This is a genomic window from Aquimarina sp. AD1 (assembly GCF_003443695.1).
Taxonomy (GTDB): Bacteria; Bacteroidota; Bacteroidia; order Flavobacteriales; family Flavobacteriaceae; genus Aquimarina; species Aquimarina latercula.
In genome coordinates this window covers 4,258,501-4,272,698 of sequence record NZ_CP031966.1, presented here as the reverse complement: position 1 = coordinate 4,272,698, position 14,198 = coordinate 4,258,501, and the positions used below count along the sequence as shown (strand labels likewise).

At 31.9% G+C, this 14,198-nt stretch carries 19 protein-coding genes; 16 read left to right on the top strand and 3 right to left on the bottom strand.

The genetic code is table 11. The features are described from left to right. Nucleotides 1-71 precede the first annotated feature (71 nt). The 4 genes from mgtE to D1815_RS18440 are packed head-to-tail and all read left to right on the top strand — an operon-like array spanning nucleotide 72 to nucleotide 3,388. Nucleotides 72-1,427, top strand: a complete 1,356-nt coding sequence (gene mgtE, locus D1815_RS18455) for a magnesium transporter (RefSeq protein WP_027393329.1) — start codon at nucleotides 72-74, stop codon at nucleotides 1,425-1,427. 41 nt (nucleotides 1,428-1,468) lie between these two features. After that, a complete protein-coding gene (locus D1815_RS18450; RefSeq protein ID WP_118388813.1) occupies nucleotides 1,469-1,861 on the top strand; it encodes a thioesterase family protein in 393 nt (130 codons plus the stop codon). A gap of 18 nt (nucleotides 1,862-1,879) precedes the next feature. Next, nucleotides 1,880-2,245: a cupin domain-containing protein gene (locus tag D1815_RS18445; RefSeq protein WP_027393327.1), complete on the top strand. Its 366-nt coding sequence runs from the start codon at nucleotides 1,880-1,882 to the stop codon at nucleotides 2,243-2,245. 54 nt (nucleotides 2,246-2,299) lie between these two features. Then, complete coding sequence (locus D1815_RS18440; protein ID WP_118388811.1) at nucleotides 2,300-3,388, top strand: Gfo/Idh/MocA family protein; 1,089 nt, start codon at nucleotides 2,300-2,302, stop codon at nucleotides 3,386-3,388. A 48-nt stretch (nucleotides 3,389-3,436) separates the two neighbouring features. Here D1815_RS18440 and D1815_RS18435 read toward each other — a convergent pair whose 3' ends face one another. Beyond that, nucleotides 3,437-3,868, bottom strand: a complete 432-nt coding sequence (locus tag D1815_RS18435) for a hypothetical protein (RefSeq protein ID WP_035085465.1) — start codon at nucleotides 3,866-3,868, stop codon at nucleotides 3,437-3,439. A gap of 399 nt (nucleotides 3,869-4,267) precedes the next feature. On the opposite strand from D1815_RS18435, the gene D1815_RS18430 reads away from it, so the two are divergent. The 12 genes from D1815_RS18430 to D1815_RS18375 all read left to right on the top strand — a co-directional run bounded on the left by D1815_RS18430 (nucleotide 4,268) and on the right by D1815_RS18375 (nucleotide 11,027). Continuing rightward, nucleotides 4,268-5,050 (top strand): hypothetical protein, encoded by a 783-nt coding sequence (locus tag D1815_RS18430; RefSeq protein ID WP_118388809.1) that lies wholly within the window; start codon nucleotides 4,268-4,270, stop codon nucleotides 5,048-5,050. Nucleotides 5,051-5,149: 99 nt separating this feature from the next. Next, a complete protein-coding gene (locus D1815_RS18425; protein ID WP_118388807.1) occupies nucleotides 5,150-6,091 on the top strand; it encodes a 2-hydroxyacid dehydrogenase in 942 nt (313 codons plus the stop codon). Beyond that, the gene (locus D1815_RS18420) at nucleotides 6,085-6,705 is read left to right on the top strand and encodes a hypothetical protein (protein ID WP_240337530.1); all 621 of its coding nucleotides are present in this window, start codon (nucleotides 6,085-6,087) and stop codon (nucleotides 6,703-6,705) included. Before D1815_RS18425 ends, D1815_RS18420 begins: the two co-directional genes overlap by 7 nt. 55 nt (nucleotides 6,706-6,760) lie before the next feature. Beyond that, nucleotides 6,761-7,177 (top strand): response regulator transcription factor, encoded by a 417-nt coding sequence (locus D1815_RS24050; RefSeq protein WP_118388803.1) that lies wholly within the window; start codon nucleotides 6,761-6,763, stop codon nucleotides 7,175-7,177. Between the two features lie 100 nt (nucleotides 7,178-7,277). Further along, complete coding sequence (locus D1815_RS18410) at nucleotides 7,278-7,793, top strand: DUF4199 domain-containing protein (RefSeq protein WP_118388801.1); 516 nt, start codon at nucleotides 7,278-7,280, stop codon at nucleotides 7,791-7,793. Between the two features lie 16 nt (nucleotides 7,794-7,809). Continuing rightward, nucleotides 7,810-8,265: a DUF1801 domain-containing protein gene (locus D1815_RS18405; protein WP_118388799.1), complete on the top strand. Its 456-nt coding sequence runs from the start codon at nucleotides 7,810-7,812 to the stop codon at nucleotides 8,263-8,265. 18 nt (nucleotides 8,266-8,283) lie between these two features. Next, nucleotides 8,284-8,667: a VOC family protein gene (locus tag D1815_RS18400; protein WP_027393318.1), complete on the top strand. Its 384-nt coding sequence runs from the start codon at nucleotides 8,284-8,286 to the stop codon at nucleotides 8,665-8,667. A 145-nt stretch (nucleotides 8,668-8,812) separates the two neighbouring features. After that, complete coding sequence (locus D1815_RS18395; protein ID WP_027393317.1) at nucleotides 8,813-9,169, top strand: TM2 domain-containing protein; 357 nt, start codon at nucleotides 8,813-8,815, stop codon at nucleotides 9,167-9,169. 83 nt (nucleotides 9,170-9,252) lie between these two features. Further along, nucleotides 9,253-9,576 carry a helix-turn-helix transcriptional regulator gene (locus tag D1815_RS18390; RefSeq protein WP_027393316.1) on the top strand — a complete coding sequence of 108 codons (324 nt, stop codon included), beginning with the start codon at nucleotides 9,253-9,255 and terminating at the stop codon, nucleotides 9,574-9,576. A 24-nt stretch (nucleotides 9,577-9,600) separates the two neighbouring features. Further along, nucleotides 9,601-10,086, top strand: a complete 486-nt coding sequence (locus D1815_RS18385; RefSeq protein WP_118388797.1) for a DUF6428 family protein — start codon at nucleotides 9,601-9,603, stop codon at nucleotides 10,084-10,086. Beyond that, the gene (locus D1815_RS18380) at nucleotides 10,087-10,584 is read left to right on the top strand and encodes a GNAT family N-acetyltransferase (protein ID WP_118388795.1); all 498 of its coding nucleotides are present in this window, start codon (nucleotides 10,087-10,089) and stop codon (nucleotides 10,582-10,584) included. A 20-nt stretch (nucleotides 10,585-10,604) separates the two neighbouring features. After that, nucleotides 10,605-11,027, top strand: a complete 423-nt coding sequence (locus tag D1815_RS18375; protein WP_035085463.1) for an arsenate reductase ArsC — start codon at nucleotides 10,605-10,607, stop codon at nucleotides 11,025-11,027. Nucleotides 11,028-11,039: 12 nt separating this feature from the next. Here the strand turns inward: D1815_RS18375 and D1815_RS18370 are convergent, their stop codons facing one another. Beyond that, nucleotides 11,040-12,251 carry a mechanosensitive ion channel family protein gene (locus D1815_RS18370; protein ID WP_118388793.1) on the bottom strand — a complete coding sequence of 404 codons (1,212 nt, stop codon included), beginning with the start codon at nucleotides 12,249-12,251 and terminating at the stop codon, nucleotides 11,040-11,042. A 113-nt stretch (nucleotides 12,252-12,364) separates the two neighbouring features. Beyond that, nucleotides 12,365-14,173 (bottom strand): lysophospholipid acyltransferase family protein, encoded by a 1,809-nt coding sequence (locus D1815_RS18365; RefSeq protein WP_118388791.1) that lies wholly within the window; start codon nucleotides 14,171-14,173, stop codon nucleotides 12,365-12,367. Nucleotides 14,174-14,198: the final 25 nt, after the last annotated feature.

Below are 14,198 nucleotides of genomic sequence, written 5' to 3'. Positions count from 1 at the left end.
TCTAAACTGCAATTCAATTCTTTGGTTATCTTTGTGAGCGTTTGTAAAGAAATCCCATAAACAAGTACACTATGTCATTCGAGATTTCAGATGAGCTTATCGATCAAGTAAAGCATCTTATTGAAGATGTAAGCGATACTCGTTTACAAGAAATGCTCGATGAAATCCACTTTGCCGATATTGCCGAAATAATCGGTGAGCTTAACTTATATCAAGCAACTTACTTAATTAAATTATTAGATAGTGAAAAATCTTCGGAGGCTCTAATGGAGTTAGAAGAAGATTTCCGAGAACGTATTCTTGAAAACCTATCTGTAAAAGAAATTGCAGAAGAGTTAGAAGAAATGGACACGGATGATGCTGCAGATATTATTGCAGAACTTCCTGAAGATCGTGCAGAAGAGGTAATCGCTGAGATTGAGGATGAAAAACACGCTGAAGATATAAAAGAACTGCTGCTGTATGAAGAAGATAAAGCAGGAGGATTAATGGCAAAAGAACTTGTAAAAGTAAAAGAAACTTGGACAGTTGCCGGGTGTGTTCGGGAAATGCGTCGTCAGGCAGAAAAAGTAACCAGAGTACATTCAATCTATGTAATAGATAAAGAAGGAAAATTAAAAGGAAGATTATCTCTTAAAGATTTACTTACTGCTCCTACAAAAGCATATATCAGAGATGTTTATATCCCTAAAGTAGACTATGTTAATATAGAAACTGAAGGTGAAGAGGTAGCAAGAATTATGCAAAAATATGATCTCGAGGCCATTCCTGTAGTTGATCATGAAACGGTTCTTGTTGGTCGTATCACAATTGATGACATGGTTGATTTTATTAAGGAAGAAGCAGAAAAAGATTACCAAATGGCAGCTGGTATATCTCAGGATGTAGAAGCCGATGATAATGTATGGGAACTTACTAGAGCACGTTTACCTTGGTTAATTCTAGGGTTATTTGGAGGTTTAGGAAGTGTTTTTATTATGCAAGATTTTGAAGATGTAATGACCAATCCTAGAATACGAGATCTATTCTTTTACACACCTCTTATTGCAGCGATGGCAGGTAATGTGGGAGTTCAATCTTCAGCCATTATTGTGCAAGGTTTGGCAAATGACAATGTAAAAGGCAGTCTTTGGAAACGATTATTAAAGGAAATTGGGCTTAGTCTAATAAATGGAGTTGCTCTAGCTCTTTTAGTGATACTATTTGGAATTGTTATGAGCTACGAAATTTCATTTAGTTTAACTATCGCTACAGCACTTATGAGTGTAATCATAGTAGCCGCTTTGATAGGTACATTTGTTCCTATAATTCTTGACAAAAGAGGTATTGATCCAGCTATTGCAACTGGTCCATTTATTACTACTAGTAATGATATTTTTGGAATTTTCTTGTTTTTTTACATCGCAAAATTAATACTTGGGTTTTAAGTTTTAGAACTCCATTAATTATAATTAGTACTACTCTTATTATGAACTCTGACGTATTTCAATATACTATCACGGTACCAAAATCCGCAATTGATGATATGAATCATGTAAATAATGTTACCTACTTGCATTGGGTACAGGATATTGCAAAAAAACATTGGGAAACAAAAACAACAGAAACGATTAGAGAAACCTACGTATGGGTAGTTTTAAATCATTTCATAGAATATCACAGTCCAGCCGTTGAACATGATGAACTAACAATCCAAACATGGATTGATCATCATCATGGTGCAAAAAGTGAACGACACACTAAAATAATAAAAACTTCTACCAAAAAAGTAATAGTTACCGCCAAAACCATGTGGTGTTTACTCCATAAAGAAACGTTAAGACCTACCAGAATCAATAAAGAAATAAGTACCTTGTTTTGACATAATTAAGTTGAAAACATGGAAGCAATTAATATTAAAGATAAACTATCTCAATTTAACAAGCAATGGCATCCACATCGCATAGCAATGGTGGATAACAATCAAGTTTATCTTGCAAAGTTAAGCGGTGATTTTATTTGGCATAAGCATGACGACGAAGACGAACTTTTTCAAGTTGTAAAAGGTACACTTTTCATGAAGTTTAGAGATAAAACTGTTAAAGTTAATGCAGGGGAAATCATTGTTGTGCCAAAAGGAGTGGAACATTGTCCTTCTACAGAAAATGATGAAGAAGTTCACGTTCTATTATTTGAAAAAGCAAGTACTAAACATACCGGAGAAGTAGAAAGTGAAAGGACTGTTTCTCAATACATTGATATTTAAACAATAATATTTTTTTAATAGATTTTTCCTTTAAAAAATTTAATAAATAGGTTTATGAGTATAAATAGAAGGTCATTTATCCGAAATATTGGGTTAATAGCAAGTTATAGTATTATACCATCCGCACATTTATTCTCTAACACTCCAAATAAAAAACTAGGAGTATGTTTAGTAGCATTAGGCAACTATAGTACTTCAATCCTGGCACCAGCATTACAATTAACAAAACATTGCCAATTGACTGGAATAGTTACTGGAACACCATCTAAAATACCTATCTGGCAAAAGAAATATAATATTCCAGATAAAAATGTTTATAACTATGAGAATATGGACCGTATTGCGGATAATCCAGATATAGATGTAATATATATTGTACTACCCACTGGTTTACACGCAAAATATGCAATTAAAGCGGCTAATACAGGAAAACACGTATGGTGTGAAAAACCGATGGCAAAAACCGAAAAAGAATGTCAATCCATCATTAGTGCTTGTAAAAAAAATAAAGTAAAACTATCTATTGGATATCGAATGCAACACGAACCCAATACACAACAAGTTATAAAATGGGCTACTACCAAACCTTATGGAAATATTAAAGAAGTTTATGCTGAAATTGGTTATAATGTAAGAAATCCAGAAAGAAGCTGGAGACTAGATGCAGCTTTAGGAGGAGGAACTATGTATGACCTAGGTGTATATTCATTAAATGCGGCGAGGTATGCAACCGGAGAAGAACCAATATCTGTAGTAGCTGAACAAATGACTACAAGACCAGATATATTTACTGAAACCGATGAAACAACGCATTTTACATTAGAGTTCCCCTCAGGCGTAATAGCCCATGGAAAAACAAGTGTTGGACATGATATGCATCGGTTACGCGTAAACACTAATAATGGATGGTATCAACTACAACCATTTTCAATGTATGGTGGCGTACAAGGCGAAGCCAGTGACGGAACTTTATTAAATACATATATAGAAAACCAACAAGCCAAACAAATGGATGATGATGCTTTATCTATAATAAATAATACTGATGTCTTAGTTCCCGGTGAAGAAGGTATAAAAGACATTAGAATTGTAGAAGCAATTTATAAATCTGCTAAAGACAAAAAGAAAATTAAACTAGTTTAATAAGTACTAAAAAAGATATAGTTTTTACCTATTAAGCAATTTCACCAATTATAATTCGTCCTTACAAGATCTAATTGCCTCATAAAACAAACGATAATCTGTGGTTGTTACAACCTCTCCTTTTGTGCTTAAAGTAACAGTACCTTTTTCTGCTATCTCACTATAAGGAATCTGTTTTTTAGCGTATCCCTTATAAACAAACTCAAAATAACTATCAGCTTTTAACTTACTTGGATTGATTAAAAAATCATATAGACCATCTTTATCTGTATAAGCCTTCATACAAGTATTTTCATCTACAACTAACTTAACAGCTACATATTCCATTTTCTTTTTCCTTTTACCTAACACTTTTCCTGTAAGTAATTCATCTTCTGCTATAGCCTCAATATCCTCGTTTCCACCTAAAGATTCTCCTTTTTGTTGAGTTTTACAAGAAAACAAAAGGGTAACAGCAAATAATAATAGTAGTGATCTCATCATATTTTAATTTTGGGTTTTGAATTATTATACATAAGCAAAGTCATTTAACTATACTTTCTCATAATTTTTAGTCAATTTACAAAATAAAACTACTTGTTTAACATAAGTATAGTAGTGTTTTTTTATAACACGCTATTATAATGCTATTTCCTACTAAATATATAAAAAAAACTCCCCAAGTATCTAAGCAATTTCTGGTTTTATCAAATAGAACACTATTTTAAACTTTGTAAATGATCTAACTATCTATATAATATATTAAAAACAACATTTATTCTGGCGGTTAGATTTATAGAAAAATGCTAGCTTAAAAACAGGTATAAATACTATGCTTTTTACCGATTATAATTTTATAGTTTTAAAGTACTAAATAACTATCTATAAATTCTTAACACCATGGCAACTGCAACTAACATCAGTAAAGCTACCGATAAAACAGTAAAAACTATCTCTCCAAAACCTGAAATAGTTCCTGGAATTTCTAAAGAAATCATTCATAAGCTTAGTAATGAAATAAATAATATGCTCTCTTATGCTATTTTTAATGGTATAACTATAAATACAGAGGTGAATACGCTTATTCAAAATAGTACGGTAGATGATCTTATCAATTCTCATAACATATTATGCAAAAATATTTCACCTGCTACACCAAAATCTATTGAGTACACTAAAAAACTTAGAGAAGAAGAAAAAGGAAAGACATTGTTCAGCAAATTACCTTTGGTAAGAAACTTAATCATATTATCTATAATTTTTCTAATCGCATTTATCATTACTGGACTTTCTCCAGAAGTAAATAACGATTCATTGGACAAAGGTATTATGGATAACCAAGGTCTTTCATTACTCCTAAATTTAGGTTTTCTAACTGCTATATCAGGTTTAGGAGTACTTTTTTATTTACTAAAAAATGTAAGTACGGCAGTAAAAAATGGCACTTTGGTTCCAGAAGATACGATCTACTACGTCGCATTAATTATCTTGGGAGTTATTGCTGGGCTAATTTCTTCGGAGATTATTTCTTTTTATCAAAAAGATGCTCAGCAAATTAATCTATTCAACAAAGGACTAATGGCACTTATTGGTGGTTTTTCTTCTGATGCAATCTTTAGCATCCTACAGGGAATTATCGATAGAATCAAAGCTATTTTTATCCCTTCAAATTCCACAACTTAATCAACTAAGAATAAAAAAACGATATCATATATAATTGTACTTTCGTTAAAATTATTTTATCTTTTATTAGTTACTTTTGAAATACTAATAATATCGTTCATGAAAATACTGCATATAGATGCTAATCATTCTCTGTTAATCAATCAATTAAATGATTTAGGGTTTGAAAACGAAGAAAGTTATACGTCCGGAAAGCCTGAAATCGAATCAATAATAAAAGAATATGATGGAATCATAATCAGATCCCGTATTAAAATTGATAAAGAATTTTTAAATAAAGCTACAAACCTAAAGTTTATTGGTCGGGTTGGTGCAGGCCTAGAAAGTATTGACACTGATTATGCAGAAAAAAAAGGCATTAAACTCTTTTCTGCTCCCGAAGGAAATCGTAATGCTGTAGGAGAACACGCTTTAGGAATGATTTTATCACTATTCAATAAATTAAACACAGCAGATCGTCAGGTAAAGAATGGTCATTGGAACCGTGAAGCAAATCGTGGTATCGAACTAGATTTAAAAACTATTGGTATCATTGGATATGGTAATATGGGAAGAGCTTTTGCGCGTAAATTGAGAGGTTTCGATGTAGAAGTAATTTGCTACGATATCAAAGAAGATGTTGAAAATAGCGATGCTACTCAAGTTAGCTTAGAAGAACTTTTTGAAAAAACAGATGTTTTAAGTTTGCATACACCTTGGACTCCTTTAACCAACAAAATGATAGACGCTAAGTTTATCGATAAATTCAAAAAACCATTTTGGCTCATCAATACTGCTAGAGGAAAAAGTATAGTTACCAAAGACTTGGTAGATGGTTTACAATCAGGGAAAATTTTAGGAGCGGGATTAGACGTACTCGAATACGAAAAATCTTCTTTTGAACAATTATTTTCTTCAGAAGCTGAAATGCCCGAACCACTAAAAGACTTAATAAAAATGGACAATGTAATTCTTAGTCCTCACATTGCTGGTTGGACTATTGAATCTAAAGAAAAGCTTGCTCAAACAATTGTAGATAAAATCAAAGCTGAATTTTGCTAGAAGAAATATTCATACAACTGATTACCAAATATTCTGAAAATCAAAAAATTTCCAGTTCTCTATGGGATTATGTAATCAAAAATCACAGTAAAAAAAGTCGATATTACCATAATCTATCGCATCTAGAAAATTTGTATCAAAATTTACTTTCGGTACAAGAAGAAATTGTAGACTGGGATATTGTGTTATTTTCATTGTTCTATCATGATTGCATTTACAACGTTTTAAAACAAGATAATGAAGAACGAAGTGCACAAAAAGCTGAAGAAGTATTATCCTCATTATTTATTAGTTCAGAAAGAGTTGAGCTTTGTAAAGAAATAATTTTAGCAACCAAAGGCCATCAAATTTCTAAAAACAACGATGTTAATTATTTTACGGATGCTGATCTTTCAATTCTAGGAAGTAGTTGGGCCGATTATGAAATGTACTTTAAACAAGTTAGAAAAGAATATAAATACTACCCAGATTTTATGTACAATAAAGGCAGGATCAAAGTACTAGAACACTTCATTGAAATGCCTAAAATTTATAAAACAGGGCATTTTTATAATACACTAGAAAAACAAGCTAAACAAAATCTTCAAAAAGAGATTGACTTGCTTTCTAAATAATTTATTTAGCACAGCAATAATAAGTGATTACATCTTGTTTTAGTAAATTTATAATGTGAAGAAAACCATATTCATCTTCGGAGCACTAGTTTTAGCACTACTTATACTTTTTCAGTTAAGTAAATACAGTCTTGTATCTGGCAACACCTCTATAGAATTTATTATTGCAGGAATAGCCATCGTTTTTTTTGTTATTGGAATCATAATTAATAAAAAAGTACTTCACAGAGAAAAAAGTAATTCAAAAGAAATAGATCACGAAAAAATCAAAACATTAGGTTTAAGCAAACGGGAATATGAGGTGTTATGCGAAATAGCTTCAGGTTTGTCTAATAAAGAAATAGCAAAAAAACTTTTTGTGTCAGAAAGTACCATCAAAACACATGTGTCAAACATCTTAGTCAAGTTAAATGCTAAACGCCGTACACAGGCTATACAAATCGCCAAAGAGCTTCAAATTATCCAATTTTAAAGGCTTTTAGCACAAAAGTGCTATACAATTCATACTTTAGTATGAGTGATTTTTTGATTATCAAAACTACTTTTGACTTAAATCATAAATTATAATAGACATGAAAAATACAGTTGTACGTTATGGAATATATGGTTCGATAACCATATGCATACTATTTACTTTAGCATTGACTCTTGGAAAAAACTTATCCTATTCTCTACAAGAAGTAATTGGATATGCCAGTATGGTAGTATCCCTTATTTTCGTATACTTTGGCATAAAGCATTACAGAGATACAGAAAATAATGGTGCAGTATCTTTCGGGAAAGCATTGATAATTGGATTATTGATTTCTTTATTTGCCGCAATCGCATTTGGATTATTAGATGTAATTTATATAAAGTATATCAACCCCGATTTTTCTGCAGAATATTATGGTCACATTATAGAAGAAATGCGTACTACTCTTTCTGAAGAAGAATTTAAAATAAAGCTTTCAGAATTAGAGACCCAAAAAGAATTATTCTCAAGTCCTTTAATGAACTTTTTATTGATGTCTGCCACTGTTCTAATCATTGGTTTTATTATCTCGCTGATTTCGGGACTTATACTACAAAGAAAGCCATCTCAATAATTAAAACATAAACAGTATGCAATACAAAGCAAACACACCAGATGAATATATTGAAGCCATACCTGAAGAACGCAAAGAGGTAATGCAAAATCTAAGAAAGGTGATTTTGGATAATCTGCCAGAAGGATTCTCTGAAGTAATGAATTATGGGTTAATAGGATATGTGATCCCTCACGAAACATATCCCAACGGATATCATTGCGATCCAAAATTACCGTTACCATTTATGAATATTGCATCTCAGAAGAACTTTATTGCCTTATATCATATGGGGATTTATGCGGATAAAGAATTAATGGATTGGTTTGTAGGAGAATATCCAAAATATGTAAAAACAAAATTAGACATGGGAAAAAGTTGTATTCGTTTTAAGAAAATTGATCAAATTCCTCTGCAATTGATAGGCGAGCTAGCTACAAAGATGACTCCAGAAAAATGGATTGAAATATACGAGACGAATATCAAAAAATAAGTAATAAAGATTTTATATATGAAACGAGTAACAGGGCTAGGAGGTTTTTTTTTCAAAACAAAAGATCCAAAAACAACAAAAGAATGGTACGGCAAACATTTAGGGTTACCTGTAGATGATTATGGATGTACTTTTTGGTGGAAAGACAAAGATGGCAATGATTGTTCTACGCAATGGAGCCCTTTTAAAGAAGACACCAACTATTTTTCTCCTAGCAAAAAAGAATTCATGATGAATTTTAGAGTAGAAAACCTAGTAGAACTCTTAAAAGTTCTAAAAGAAGAAGGGGTAAAAATAGTTGGTGAAATAGAAGAATATGAATATGGTAAATTTGGGTGGATTGTAGATCCCGAAGGCAATAAAATTGAGCTTTGGGAACCTATAGATAAAGCATTTTTATAAGCTTACAATCTAATTACAGCTTTAAAAAAGGTTTTAACAGATCATATTTGAAGATTTTCATTGTGTTACCTTTTTTATAATGATTCTATATAATCATATTTTTTTGTAACTTTCTACACACTAATCAATTGTATATAACAAAATTATGAGTGAAGAAAACAACAATTTGGGAGACGATCTGAAAAAAGGAGCTGAAGAAGCGCTTGATGCAGCAAAAGAAACAGCTAGTGAGTTTGCCGAAGGGGCCAAAGAAACATTTAACGAAGTAACAGGTGATAACAAAAAAGTTCTTGCAGGTATCTTAGGAATACTTTTTGGATCATTAGGGATTCATAAATTTGTTTTAGGGTACAATAAAGAAGGTATTATCCAATTAATTATATCAGTAGTTACCTGTGGTGCAGGTGGTATTGTAGGATTAATTGAGGGGATTATTTACTTGACCAAATCTGATGAAGAATTCTATCAAACCTATCAAGTAGGTAAAAAACCTTGGTTCTAAAAAAAACAAAAAAGCCAGAAAATATTATTCTGGCTTTTTTATTTCATTTTAATATCGTAATATTGCGATATTAAAATGACATTATGGGTATTACCAAAACTCAAATATTCGATCAACAACAAAATGAACTAGCTCAAACTTTTAAAATACTTGGGCATCCTGCGCGTATCGCCATACTTCAATATATAAGTAAACAAGATGCTTGTATATGTAATGATTTGGTAGAAGAAATAGGTTTAGCACAAGCTACTATATCACAACATCTCAAGGAATTAAAAAGCATTGGCCTCCTAAAAGGAGAAGTCGAAGGAAAAAGTATGTGTTATTGTATCAATATTGACAAATGGAATGAATTACAACAAAATCTCAATTCATTTTTTAATACCACGAAACAGAACTGTTGTTAAACAAAAAAATAAATTATTTATATTATGAATACATCAGAATTTATTTCATTATTAGGAGAACATCAAGACAAACCTTTACTGTTTGAATATGCGCCTGGAATGCTGGTAGGTGCTAATTATCATATTACAGAAGTAAAACATGTAACCATAGACTCTGTTGATTGTGGAGCAGGAACAGATTCTTGGAAAGAAACAATCATTCAGTTATGGGAAAGTCCAAATGAATTAGGGAAACGAGATTATTTAAGTTCTTATAAGGCATTAGGTATTCTTAGAAAGGTAGGAACAATGACAGCCTATGAAATGGATGCTCCGGTAAAGATAGAATACGGAAATGCTATGTTTCACACCGCACATTTACATATCACAGGATTTAATGTAAATGATGGACAATTAATCGTAAAGCTTGCGGTAAACCCTACCGATTGTAAAGCAAAAGAGCTTTGTGGCGTTCCAGAAACTGCTTCTATTGAAGCTAATTCTTGCGCTCCAGGAAGTGGATGTTGCTAGATGAAATCCAAAATAGAAATACTAACTTTTAGTGAAGAAGATTGGCAAGATATTGCTAAAATCTACAAAGAAGGAATAGATACTGGTATGGCAACTTTCGAAACCAAGATCCCAAAATGGGAACAATGGAATCAAGTTCATATTAGATCCTGCAGATTAAAAGCTGTTCTAAATAATGAAATTATTGGTTGGGCAGCTTTAGCTCCTGTCTCTACAAGAGATGTTTATAGAGGCGTTGCAGAAATTAGTATTTACATAACATCAAATCGTAGGAATTTGGGGGTCGGCAAGTTACTTTTGACTAAATTAATTGAAGAAAGCGAAAAAAAAGGATTTTGGACCCTACAAGCAGGAATATTTAGTAATAACAAAGCTAGCATTCATCTACACACATCCCTAGGATTTAGAGTCATTGGATATAGAGAAAAAATAGGCAAGTTGTCTAACATATGGTATGACAATACCATTTTAGAACGTAGAAGTAAAACAATAATATAACCACAAAAAACACCACAATAATGAACATTTTAGTATTATGCACAGGAAATTCCTGTAGAAGTCAAATGGCAGAAGGCTATTTAAAACATTTTGCAAAAGATAGTGCAACGGTTTATAGTGCCGGAGTAGAAACTCATGGTGTAAACCCTAGAGCTATCGCCATTATGAAAGAAGATGGAATTGATATCTCTAATCATACATCTAACAACCTAGAGGAATATTTAGATCTAAAATTCGATTATATTCTCACAGTTTGTGATAATGCAAAAGAAAGGTGCCCTTTTTTTCCAGGAAAAGCAGAACGCTTGCATTACAACTTTTTTGATCCTTCAAAAGTAGAAGGAACTGAAGAAGAAATTCATGCAGCTTTTACCAAAACAAGAAATCAAATTAAAGAATATTGCCACGATTTTGTAAATAAAAGCGTTTTACAAACTACATAGGTTTTAATCAAATTACTTGTCAATCTTAAACCCTGGTTTAGCATAGTTTTCAGGAATGTTCGAAGGCGGAACTGCCAGATTGTTTCCATCTCTTACGGCATGATAGTGTGGGGATAGAATTTCTATTCCCGATTGATGTAATTCATTTTTAATATTCTCATGTAGTATCGAATAAATGGCAGCTGACTTTTCGGGATTTTTGGTGTAAACATTTAATTCATAATTTACATAAAAATCATCCAAACTTTTAATCAAAACAAAGGGTACGGGTTCGCTTAAAACCTGATCCGTATTCTTTGCTCCCTGTTTTAATGCTTCTATAACGTCATTACTAGACACATCATATCCAATGGTAACCGAAGTATGTAGAATAACACCTACATCTTCTGAAGCGTTCTTAGTAAAATTGATAATATGATTTCCTAAAATTGAAGAGTTAGGAATTGTCACATCCAGGTTTTTTATTGTACGAATTCGTGTTACTAAAAGACTTCTTTCTGTAACATCTCCAATAGTATTTCCTATCTCAACCCTATCACCTACTTTAAAAGGTCGCATATATGTTATCACAACACCTGCTACAATATTAGATATCGCAGAGGTAGATCCCAAAGAAAATAAAATACCAAAGAAAATTGATAAGCCTTTAAAAGCAGGAGAATCAGAACCTGGTATGTATGGAAAGACAATTATGAGTGCAAAAGCAATTATAAAAACACGTAATAAGTTAAAAGTCGGTCTTGCCCAATCTGCATGAAAACCATCTAGACGCACTGCTTCTTTTTCTAATTCTGCTGTTACATATTTTAAAAACCTTATTAGATATTTAGTCACAAAAAAGATAACAATAATAAAAAATAAGTTCGGTATAAAACCCACTAACCCTTCATATAAAAACACTAAAGGTTTCTTTATATACCCTAAAACAACATCAGCATACTCCTTCGTTTGTGGAACCAGACTAAATAGAAAAGGAAGATAGAATATGAAAAAAATAAAGATTACAGTTATCTTTAAAAGCCTTATAATGAACGTAAGAATATGTCTTTCTCTTCTAGGAGTTATAAATCTAAAGAACTGAGAGAATTTAGTTCTTCCAAAAAAAATATTGTTTTCTAGTTTACTTATTTTGCTTTGTAACCACTTAAAAAGTCTTTTATTAAGAAAAAGAAATAATATAACGCCTAATAACGCAATAGCAAAGTAAATATATTGTACAACCACTTCAAGATATTTTAATCATCAAATTAGTGAAATATATCAGTATTCTAAAAGAATAGAGTAAGAAAAAACGGGAATTTTACGATTAACTACACAAAAAAACTACCAATTACCGATTATTTGTCGGCATTTTTAAAATACTTCTGTTCTAATTCCGCCTGAAACTCTTCCATTACCGGTTTAACCGTGCTATCAGGCAAGTCTGCTATTCTTATATACATCAATCCATCAACGGCATTATTAAATAATGGATCAACATTAAACGCTACAACCTTAGCGTTTTGTTTAATGTATTTTTTTATCAAAACCGGTATACGAAGACTTCCAGGTTCGATTTCATCAATAATTTTATCAAATTTATTAAGATCACTTCTACTCTCATCAAACACAAAATCCTTATCCGCATCCTTAAGTTTAACCTTAAATTCTTTTTTAGGTCTAACATATTGTGCCACATAAGGATCGTAATAATGAGATTTCATAAACTCGATCATCAATGATTTAGAAAAATTACTAAACTTATTACTTATACTTACACCACCGATTAAATATTTATGATCTGGAAAACGAAGTGTACAGTGCACAATCCCTTTCCAAAGTAAAAATAACGGCATCGGACGTTGTTGATATTCTTTTATGATAAATGCTCTACCCATTTCAATAGATTCACTCATCATTTTATGTAATTCTGGTTCGAACCTAAATAGATCTTGTAAATAAAATCCATCAATTCCAAAATTCGAATAAATTTCATTCCCCATCCCCATTCTATACGCTCCAGCTAGTTTTTTAGCCTTCGTATCCCATAAAAACATATGATGATAGTAATCATCAAAAGGATCTAAATCGATAGATTGATTTGTTCCTTCTCCAATCTCTCTAAATGTGATTTCGCGTAATCGACCAATTTCATGCACAACATTCGGAATACACTCTTTTTTAGCAAGAAAAACTTCGTAATTTTTACTCGCTAATAAACGCATGTCATTATCACGACAAAATGTAAGTTCCGACTCTATAGAATTAATACTTCCTTCTACCGCGATTTCTTTCGGAGACTTTGGTATTTTTAAATTCTGAGGAATAGATTCCATCAATGTTTTCTTCTCATATGGATTGGCTAACATATAAGTTTTTTTACGTAAAAAATTCGTAAAATCTTCTATGTTACCATATTCTTCTTGATCTTTTACTGAAACAGGGTTACCTATCCTTACTTTAATGACTTTATTTTCTTGAGAAAAAAGTTCGCTTGGTAATTTAGCTGTTCTTAGCGTATCATTAATTGACGCCAATTGATAAAAAAGCCTACTATTTCTTGCATGAAAATATACCGGAATTACAGGTACCTTAGCTTTCTTAACTAATCTCATTGCTCCTGGCTCCCAAGGTTTATCCACATAATGCTTACCCTCCTTCATTGTAGACACTTCTCCTGCAGGAAATATTCCCAATGGTTTACCTTCCTTAAGATGCGAAATTGCTCCTCTAATTCCTACAAGACTAGATTTTACTTCCTTTCTATTTTCGAAAGGATTAACAGGCATAATATATCGTTTCAAAGGAGTGAAATTATGCAAAAGAAAATTAGCTATTATCTTGTAATCCGAGCGGTGTTCAAACATTAACTTAAGCAACAATATCCCGTCAAGCCCGCCCAGTGGATGATTAGATAGTGTAATAAAAGCTCCTTGTTTAGGCAATCTTTTTAGATCTTCAGGTGGAATCTCAAAAGTAACACCATACATATCTAATACACTCTTTACAAACTCCTCACCCTCTAAGTGACTAATACTATCGTATTGACGATTTATTTTTGATAACCGTGTGATTTTAAGAATCATCCAGCCAACAAAAGTGCCAATAAAACCAAGTTTATCCAATTTAAGCCCTTTGGCTACTTCTTTAGAGGTGACTACCGCCATTAAATACATTTTGTGCTAACTACAA

What these genes read in the sequence shown, in the direction of transcription:
- D1815_RS18400 (WP_027393318.1), top strand. Translation starts at nt 8,284, where the DNA reads ATGAAACGAGTAACAGGGCTAGGAGGTTTTTTTTTCAAAACAAAAGAT.
- mgtE (WP_027393329.1), top strand. Translation starts at nt 72, where the DNA reads ATGTCATTCGAGATTTCAGATGAGCTTATCGATCAAGTAAAGCATCTT.
- D1815_RS18445 (WP_027393327.1), top strand. Translation starts at nt 1,880, where the DNA reads ATGGAAGCAATTAATATTAAAGATAAACTATCTCAATTTAACAAGCAA.
- D1815_RS18425 (WP_118388807.1), top strand. Translation starts at nt 5,150, where the DNA reads ATGAAAATACTGCATATAGATGCTAATCATTCTCTGTTAATCAATCAA.
- D1815_RS18380 (WP_118388795.1), top strand. Translation starts at nt 10,087, where the DNA reads ATGAAATCCAAAATAGAAATACTAACTTTTAGTGAAGAAGATTGGCAA.
- D1815_RS18440 (WP_118388811.1), top strand. Translation starts at nt 2,300, where the DNA reads ATGAGTATAAATAGAAGGTCATTTATCCGAAATATTGGGTTAATAGCA.
- D1815_RS18435 (WP_035085465.1), bottom strand. Translation starts at nt 3,868, where the DNA reads ATGAGATCACTACTATTATTATTTGCTGTTACCCTTTTGTTTTCTTGT.
- D1815_RS18390 (WP_027393316.1), top strand. Translation starts at nt 9,253, where the DNA reads ATGGGTATTACCAAAACTCAAATATTCGATCAACAACAAAATGAACTA.
- D1815_RS18430 (WP_118388809.1), top strand. Translation starts at nt 4,268, where the DNA reads ATGGCAACTGCAACTAACATCAGTAAAGCTACCGATAAAACAGTAAAA.
- D1815_RS18395 (WP_027393317.1), top strand. Translation starts at nt 8,813, where the DNA reads ATGAGTGAAGAAAACAACAATTTGGGAGACGATCTGAAAAAAGGAGCT.
- D1815_RS18365 (WP_118388791.1), bottom strand. Translation starts at nt 14,173, where the DNA reads ATGGCGGTAGTCACCTCTAAAGAAGTAGCCAAAGGGCTTAAATTGGAT.
- D1815_RS18405 (WP_118388799.1), top strand. Translation starts at nt 7,810, where the DNA reads ATGCAATACAAAGCAAACACACCAGATGAATATATTGAAGCCATACCT.
- D1815_RS18385 (WP_118388797.1), top strand. Translation starts at nt 9,601, where the DNA reads ATGAATACATCAGAATTTATTTCATTATTAGGAGAACATCAAGACAAA.
- D1815_RS18375 (WP_035085463.1), top strand. Translation starts at nt 10,605, where the DNA reads ATGAACATTTTAGTATTATGCACAGGAAATTCCTGTAGAAGTCAAATG.
- D1815_RS18410 (WP_118388801.1), top strand. Translation starts at nt 7,278, where the DNA reads ATGAAAAATACAGTTGTACGTTATGGAATATATGGTTCGATAACCATA.
- D1815_RS18450 (WP_118388813.1), top strand. Translation starts at nt 1,469, where the DNA reads ATGAACTCTGACGTATTTCAATATACTATCACGGTACCAAAATCCGCA.